This is a genomic window from Streptomyces sp. CRN 30 (genome assembly GCF_034105845.1).
On the sequence record NZ_JAVRHI010000171.1, the window covers coordinates 1 to 4650 of the forward strand.

The 4650-nt window shown below is 76.0% G+C and carries 3 protein-coding genes, 1 tRNA gene and 2 pseudogenes; 1 reads left to right on the forward strand and 5 read right to left on the reverse strand.

Features of this window, described 5'->3' with window-relative positions; all coding sequences use genetic code 11:
* The 4 genes and pseudogenes from UW392_RS17270 to selD all read right to left on the reverse strand — a co-directional run.
* Positions 1-312 (reverse strand): annotated as a pseudogene (locus tag UW392_RS17270) (sulfurtransferase TusA family protein); the annotation flags it as partial.
* Positions 309-1160 (reverse strand): phosphate/phosphite/phosphonate ABC transporter substrate-binding protein, encoded by an 852-nt coding sequence (locus tag UW392_RS17275; protein ID WP_320775908.1) that lies wholly within the window; start codon positions 1158-1160, stop codon positions 309-311. The pseudogene UW392_RS17270 and the gene UW392_RS17275, both read right to left, overlap by 4 nt.
* A complete protein-coding gene (locus tag UW392_RS17280) occupies positions 1157-2362 on the reverse strand; it encodes an acyl-CoA dehydrogenase family protein (protein WP_320775909.1) in 1206 nt (401 codons plus the stop codon). Before UW392_RS17280 ends, UW392_RS17275 begins: the two co-directional genes overlap by 4 nt.
* Before the next feature lie 186 nt (positions 2363-2548).
* On the reverse strand, positions 2549-3577 hold the full coding sequence (gene selD / locus UW392_RS17285; protein ID WP_320775910.1) for a selenide, water dikinase SelD: 1029 nt from the start codon (positions 3575-3577) through the stop codon (positions 2549-2551).
* A gap of 159 nt (positions 3578-3736) precedes the next feature.
* On the opposite strand from selD, the gene UW392_RS17290 reads away from it, so the two are divergent.
* Positions 3737-3829, forward strand: a tRNA-Sec gene (locus UW392_RS17290).
* Between the two features lie 62 nt (positions 3830-3891).
* Here the strand turns inward: UW392_RS17290 and UW392_RS17295 are convergent.
* Positions 3892-4569 (reverse strand): annotated as a pseudogene (locus UW392_RS17295) (SelB C-terminal domain-containing protein); the annotation flags it as partial.
* Positions 4570-4650 lie beyond the last annotated feature (81 nt).

A 4650-nucleotide genomic window follows, 5' to 3' on the forward strand; every position in this document is an offset into this window, starting at 1 on the left:
CGCCCGCTCGGCACCCGCCCAGCGGTCCGGGCGGCCCGGACCGTGGCCGATCACCGCCCGGACCGGACCTCGGGGCGGGCCGTCCGGACCGTCCGGTGCGTCCCCGGGGCGCACCGGATGTCCCTGGCCCCGGCACCAGGCCGTCAGGTGGAGGAGCAGCGCCGGATCGCTGCCGGTCACCGCGAGTTCCTCCCCGGTCCGCAGCCCGGCCAGGGCCCGCCGCACGAGCAGGTGGGCGCCCTGGCCGAAGGGGAGGGCGCCCAGGTCCAGCACGGTGCGGCGCGGGCCGGCCGGGTCGGGGGTGCGGCTCACGGCCGGTAGTCCTCCGCCACCACCCGGCCCGCCGCGTCGTAGAAGCCCGTCTCGTCGACCGCCGTCTCCAGCGCCGCGAACCCCTCGGTCCGCCCGGGCACCCAGGCGTTCAGGCCCTCCAGCTCGAACAGCCTCCTGACCTCGGCGTCCGCGGGGTCCATGCCGAGCAGCAGGGCGCCGAAACGGTCGACCAGGGAGGCGGGCGCGGCCTCGTTGACGGCCATGACGCAGTGGTCGTACGCGGCGGTCGAGGCGAGGATCCGGGTGCTGCCGGGCGGCAGCGTGCCCTCCTGCCCGAACAGCAGGTGGCTGGCGTCCAGCAGGCAGGCGGCCGCCGCCTCCCCCGACAGCAGCGCGCGCACCGCCTCGCGCTCACCGCCGATGTGGTCGCCGTGCAGCCCTACGCCCACGTCGTACCGGCGCACCCGGACGTCCGCGCCGGGCCTGAGGCCCTCGGCGCGCAGCAGCGACAGCGGGATGAGGGTGGCCTGCGGGGAGTCGACGGCACCGACGGCCACCGTCCTGCCCTTCAGGTCGTGCACGGTGGCGTACGGCGCGTCGGCGCGCACCGCGATCACCGACCGCAGGCCGCGGTCGGTGTCCCGCATCACCAGGGGGCGCAGGCTCGCGCCCCGGGCCGCCGCCAGGCGCCGGCAGCGGATCCAGGCGAGGGGGGAGTTCCAGGCGGCGTGGATGCGCCCGTCGACCAGGTCCTCCGCCTGGCGCTCGTAGTGCGAGTACAGGAGGAAGTCGAAGGGCAGGCCGCGCTCGGTCAGCCAGGTGCGGAAGCCGGTCCAGATGGCCACCACCTTCGGGTCGTAGGCCACGGCGCCCATCAGCAGGGTCACGAGGTCTCCTCGAAGAGCGGCAGGCCCAGGCTCGCGCGGCCGGTGAAGTCGTACAGGGCCTCCGTGGTGGGCGCCATGACGCGGGCGGCGAGCGCGTCCCGGAAGCGGCGCTCGACGCCCAGCTCACGGCGGAAGGCGGCACCGCCGCACAGCCGCATGACCCCGTCCGCGACGTCCGCCGCCGTCTCCGCCGCGACCGCCTTGACCTGCAGGACGCGCAGCATGGCGTCCTCCCTGCCGGTCTCCAGCGCGGTGAGGGTGTCGGCCAGGAAGGCCCGTGCGGAGTCGGCGCGGGTGTGCAGCCGGGCGTACCCGTCGCGGACCATCCACTGGTCCGCGAGCGTCTGGTCCAGGTGGCTGAGCCGGGAGCGGGACAGATGGGCGCGGGCGTGGGAGAGGAGCGCCTCGGACACACCCAGGCAGAAGGCCGAGTTCAGCACGAGGAACCGGGGCAGCGCGGTGGCCAGCGCGATGTCCATGCCGTGCGCGTCGGCGCCGAGCATCGCCGAGTGCGGCACGGTGACGGCCTCGGCGGTGACCGGGCTCGACGCGTTGCCGCGCAGCCCGAAGCCGTCGAAGGCGCCCTTGACGGTCAGGCCGGGCGCGTCCCCGGGAACCAGCCACAGCGTCATGGGTCCCGTGGCGTCCAGCGGCCGGCTCGACCACACGTAGCTGTCGGCGTGGCCGGCCGAGGTCACCCAGCTCTTCTCGGCGTCCAGGCGCACCCGGCCGCCGGTGTCGCCGGCCGGGGAGGCGGTGCCGAGCGGCGCCCAGAAGTGGCTGCGGGAGCCGGCCTCGGAGAAGGCCAGCGTGGTGAGGTGTTCTCCTCCGGCGATCGCGCGCCGGACGTCCTCGGCGCCGTGCGCCTCGACCACGGCCGTCGCGGCGTAGTGCATGAGCACCACCATGGCCGTGGAGGAGCAGGCCCCGGCCAGCCGCTCGACCACGTGCGCCGCGGTGGCCAGCGACGCTCCGGCTCCCCCGGCCTCGGGGGCGCTGAGCAGGCCCAGCACGCCCGCGCGGCCCAGCGCCGCCACCGAGTCGGCCGGGAAGGCACCCTGCCGGTCCACCTCCGCGGCTCCGGGGGCGACCGTGTTCTCGATCACCCGGCCGAGCGCCTCGTCGATGTCGCCCGGCGGGGTGCCGGGTGACGGGACACCGGTCGCGGAGCCCGGCGAAGTGTCGGTGGCGGTGGAGAGCATGGCTGCCTGCCTCGGGAATCGTGGGGGGGGATGAGCCGGCCCGGTTAAGACCGCGGGCAACGCTAGGGGCTCGCCCGTGCCGCCGAGAGGGTGTGCCGGGCCGGTTCACCCGAAGAGACGCCCCACCGGGTACACCGCTGACCGGGGGTCCTCCACCGGACCGCCGCCGGTCACCGGCTCACCGGCTCAGCGCACGACCAGCCGGTGTGCGCGTGCGGGAACGAGTTCGCCGATCACCGGGGCGCCGGGCACCTCCCCGGCCACCAGCAGGCCGCCCGAGGTCTGGGCGTCCGCCAGCAGCAGCCGGGTCGGCTCGTCGGCCCGGCCGAAGTCGGTGTGCGGGGCGACCCACGCGAGGTTGCGGCGGGTGCCGCCGCTGACGTGACCGTCCCGGGCGGCCTCCCGTGCGCCGTCGAGGAAGGGCACCGCCGCGGCGTCGACCACGGCGGTCACCCCCGAGGCACGCGCCAGCTTGAACAGGTGCCCCAGCAGGCCGAACCCGGTGACGTCGGTCGCGCAGACCGCACCCGCGGCCAGGGCGGCCGCCGCGGCGTCGCGGTTGAGCGTCACCATGGTCCGCACGGCCTGGGGGAACACCTCGCCGGTGGTCTTGTGCCGGTTGTTGAGGACGCCGAGGCCCAGCGGCTTGGTGAGCGACAGCGGCACCCCCGGCCGGCCGGTGTCGTTGCGCAGCAGGCGCTCCGGGTCGACGACGCCGGTGACCGCCATGCCGTACTTGGGTTCCGGATCGTCCACGCTGTGACCGCCCGCCACGTGGCAGCCCGCCTCGCCGGCGATGTCCAGCCCGCCGCGGAGCACCTCCCGGGCCAGTTCGAGGGGCAGGACCTCACGGGGCCAGGCCAGCAGGTTCGTGGCGACCAGCGGGGTGCCGCCCATGGCGTAGACGTCGGACAGCGCGTTGGCCGCGGCGATCCGGCCCCAGTCGTACGGGTCGTCGACGACCGGGGTGAAGAAGTCGGCGGTGACGACGACGGCCCGCTCACCGGTCCCGCCCGGCAGCCGCACCACGGCGGCGTCGTCCCCGCTGTCCAGGCCGACGAGCAGGTCCCCGGCGGACTCCGTGAGCGGTGTACGGCCGGTCAGTCCGGCGACGAGCTCCTCGAGCTCGCCCGGCGGGATCTTGCAGGCGCAACCGCCGCCGTGGGCGTACCGGGTGAGGCGGACGCCGGCCTGCCGGGTTTCCGTCGTCGTCATGAGGACCTTCTTTCGCGGACCATGTCCTACGCGTCACGAGCTGTGTACTGCTGTCAGGGGCGGGCGCGGAGGGCACGCGGCGCGGCGCGTTGACGCCCGTGCGGGGCGAGGGGTTCGATGGCGCTCGGCCGGGCGGCGTGGTGGTGGTCCGTCCGGCAGGGAGACGTACAGGTGCCTGGTGGCCTTCCCGGTCTTCAAAACCGAGGTGTCCGAGCAACTCGGGCAGGCGGGTTCGATTCCCGTCCGTCTCCGCCGATCCGCCCTTCCCGGGGGCCGTCCGCCGTGCAGCAGCGCAGCGCGCCGTCCAGGCGGACCGTCCAGCCGTGCCGGTCGAGGTGTTCCAGCAGGGGGATGGCGACCCGGCGGGTGGTGTCCAGGGCGCGGCGCGCCTCGCTCGCGCCGAACGGCTGCTCGAGACCGGAGAGAACGCCCGCGGCCCGCGCGTCCGCACCCGGCAGCAGCACGATGCCGTCGGCGATCCGCAGCAGGGCTCCCGCGGCCGCGGCGGCGGCGAGCGTACGGGACGTCAGGCCGAGTCGCGCCAGCCGTTCGGCCTCGGGGGCGCGGAACGGCGCGCGAGCCAGGTCGGCCCGTACCGCCTCGACGGCCGCGCGGACCGGCGGCGGCAGGACGGGGCGTGCCCGGCTGCCGTAGAGCCGTCCCTCGCGCTGTCGGAGTTCTGAGACGTCGGCGAGCAGCGCCTCGACCAGACAGCGCTCCGGCAGGCCGAGCGCCTGCCGGGCCGTCTCCAGCGGGAGTCCCGGGTCCAGGGGGTGCCGGGTGGCGTGCTCCTCCACGGCACGGCGCAGCCGGTCGCGCAGGCCGGCCCAGTGGGCCGGGTCGGCCAGCCAGTCACCGGCGACCGCCACCGGTCCGGCTCCGGTATCGGCATCGGTACCGGTACCGGTACCGGTACCGCGCTTGTTCCTGGTCCCGGCCGGTGAGCACTCCCCCACGGCGATGCCCATGGCGAGCAGGTCCGTGCGGCGCATCAGGCCGCGGCGCCGCAGCTCCGTGCCCGCGTCCGGCGGTCCGCCCACCGCGTCGAGTTCCCGGGCGCGGGCGGCGGCCGC

Coding starts and splice junctions, on each gene's coding strand:
- UW392_RS17280 (WP_320775909.1), bottom strand. CDS start 2,362: ATGCTCTCCACCGCCACCGACACTTCGCCGGGCTCCGCGACCGGTGTC.
- selD (WP_320775910.1), bottom strand. CDS start 3,577: ATGACGACGACGGAAACCCGGCAGGCCGGCGTCCGCCTCACCCGGTAC.